This is a genomic window from Sphingomonas bacterium (genome assembly GCF_903643065.1).
Classification (GTDB): Bacteria; Pseudomonadota; Alphaproteobacteria; order Sphingomonadales; family Sphingomonadaceae; genus Sphingomonas.
On record NZ_CAHJWX010000478.1, the window covers coordinates 1 to 2540 of the forward strand.

A 2540-nucleotide genomic window follows, 5' to 3' on the forward strand; every position below is an offset into this window, starting at 1 on the left:
GTGGAGGCCTGCCGCACCATCCAGGATGCCGGTTACAACTTCCTTGAAGACGTCACCGCAGTTGATTGGTTCCCGACTGAACCGCGGTTCCAGATTTCCTACTCGATCCTCGGCCACTCGCTCAAGCAGCGTATCCGCCTCGTCGCCCGCCTCAAGAACACGCCGAGCGACCCCGGCCAGCACGCGCGGGTCGACGCCATCGACACGCTCCGCCGCGACCAGGCGATCGCCGAGCAGCTGGCCGCGTTGCGCGAGGGGCTGGAGATACCGGCGCCGCGCGGCGGCCGGGGCGGAAAACGCTAGCCGATCGCGTCGAGCACGGCGGCGCGCAGTTCGGGGATGCCGAGGCCGCCCTCGCTGGAGGTGGCGATGATCTCCGGGTGCGCGGCGGCGTGCTTGCGGGCTTCGGCCGCGGTCTGCTCGGTGACGGTAGCGAGCTCGGTCGCCTTCACCTTGTCCGCCTTGGTGAGCACGAGCCGGTAGCTCACCGCCGCCTTATCCAGCATCGCCATGATTTCGCGATCGACGTCCTTGAGCCCGTGCCGCGCGTCGACCAGCACCAGCGCGCGCTTGAGCGCCTGGCGCCCGCGCAGATAATCGTTGACCAGGAACCGCCACTGCCGGACCACCGCCGGCGGCGCCTTGGCGAAGCCGTAGCCGGGCATGTCGACCAGCCGGAGGCGCAGCGGCGCGCCGACATCGAAGAAGTTCAGCTCCTGCGTTCGCCCCGGCGTGTTGGAGGTGCGCGCCAGCCCGTTGCGGTTGGCGAGCGCGTTGAGCAGCGACGACTTGCCGACGTTCGACCGCCCCGCGAACGCCACCTCCGGCGCGGTCGCGTCGGGCAGGTGCTGAAGCCCCGGCGCCGATTTCAGGAACGCGATCGGCCCGGCGAATAGCTTGCGCGCGACCTCGATCTGTTCGTCATCCATCCGCCATCTCACTTCCGTTCGTGTCGAGCGAAGTCGAGACATTTAACCCGCCGGTCCCTCGACTTCGCTCGGGACGAACGGAATGCGTCAGGTCGCGGGCTGCGCGCGCAGTTGGGGATGGCGTGCGTAGAGCAGCCGCTGCTGGCCGATCGAGATCAGGTTCGATGCGACGTAATAGAGCTGCAACCCGGCCGCGAGCGGCGCGAAGATGAACATCATGATCCAGGGCATGAAGCCCATCACCTGCTGCGTCGTCGGATCGGGGCCGCTCGGGTTCATCCGGAACTGGAGCCACATGGTGACGCCGAGCAGGATGGCGAGGACGCCCAGATGCGTGAACCCCGGCGGGGTGAAGGGCAGCAGGCCGAACAGGTTGACCGGCGTCAGCGGATCGGGCGCCGACAGGTCGCTGATCCAGCCGGCGAACGGCTGGTGCCGCATCTCGATGGTCAGCATCAGCACCTTATACAGCGCGTAAAAGATCGGGATCTGCAGGAACGTCGGCAGGCAGCCGGCGACCGGATTGACCTTCTCCGTCTTGTACAGCTGCATCACCTCGCGCTGCATGCGCTCCTTGTCGTCGGCATGGCGCTCCTGCAGCGCCTTCATCTTGGGCTGGATCACGCGCATCTTGGCCATCGAGGCGAACTGGCGCTGCGCGACCGGGAACATCAGCGCGCGGATGGTAATCGTCAGCAGCACGATCGCGACACCGAAATTGCCGACCAGCCGGAACAGCCAGTCTAGATAATAGAAGATCGGCTTCTCCACGAGCCGGAACCAGCCCCAGTCGAGCGCATAATCGAGCTTCTGCGCGATCCCGGCGTCGGTGTAGCGATCGAGCAGCCGCGTCTCCTTGGCGCCCGCGAACAGCCGCAGCGTGGTGGCGAGCGTCTGTCCCGGGGCGAGCTGGCGCGGGGCGAAGGACACGTCGCCCTGATAACTGCCGTTCGCGGCGGCGCGGAACTCGCCGTTGAAGGCCCCGTGCTGGTCGGGGATGAGCGCGGTCAGCCAATATTTGTCGGTGAAGCCGAGCCAGCCGCCGGTGGACGAGAAGGTCTGCGGCGTGGCGGCGATGTCCTTGAACTTCTGGCCGTAGTCGGCACCGCCCCCGTGGACGGACATGGGGCCGACATGGATGTTCCACGCCTTCCCCTTTTCCGCCGCCGGCTCGGTGCGGCTGACCAGCGCATAGGGGCTGACGGGGACCGCCGCCGCGCCGCCATTGGCGACGATCTGGCGGACGGTGAAGAGATAGTCGTTGTCAACCGCGATCTCCAGCCGATAGCGCTGGCCGCTCGGCCCGGCGGCGTCGAGATCGACCGGCTTGCCCGGCGTCAGCACCGGCGCCGACGCCCTCCACAGCGTGTCGGGCGCGGGACCATCCTTCCAGCCGAGCTGGACGAAATAGGGCTCGGGCGCGCCGGCAGGCGAGAACAGGCGGATCGGCGGCGAGTTGGCCGCCACCGTCTCGCGATGACGGAGCAGCAGCAGGTCGTCGAGCCGCGCGCCGCGCAGGTTGATCGAGCCCTTCAGCGCCGGCGTCTCGATCCGCACGCGCGGGCTTTCCGCCAGCACGACGGCGCGGTCGCGCGTCGCGGCCGGGCCGTC

At 68.2% G+C, this 2540-nt stretch carries 3 protein-coding genes; 1 reads left to right on the forward strand and 2 read right to left on the reverse strand.

Features of this window, described 5'->3' with window-relative positions; translation table 11 throughout:
• Positions 1-303: NADH-quinone oxidoreductase subunit C (locus HUU95_RS14115; protein WP_174280675.1), on the forward strand; the 303-nt coding region annotated here is incomplete at its 5' end.
• On the opposite strand, the gene yihA is transcribed toward HUU95_RS14115, so the two are convergent.
• Together yihA and yidC are read right to left on the reverse strand one after the other, a co-directional pair.
• Positions 300-929, reverse strand: a complete 630-nt coding sequence (gene yihA, locus HUU95_RS14120; RefSeq protein WP_174280676.1) for a ribosome biogenesis GTP-binding protein YihA/YsxC — start codon at positions 927-929, stop codon at positions 300-302. The two genes, HUU95_RS14115 and yihA, sit on opposite strands and share 4 nt — an antisense overlap.
• Before the next feature lie 87 nt (positions 930-1016).
• The coding region (gene yidC / locus HUU95_RS14125; protein ID WP_174280677.1) for a membrane protein insertase YidC at positions 1017-2540 on the reverse strand (1524 nt) is incomplete at its 5' end.

Bases quoted from the DNA above. Each gene is read 5' to 3' on its own strand.
- yihA (WP_174280676.1), bottom strand. From the start codon at position 929: ATGGATGACGAACAGATCGAGGTCGCGCGCAAGCTATTCGCCGGGCCG.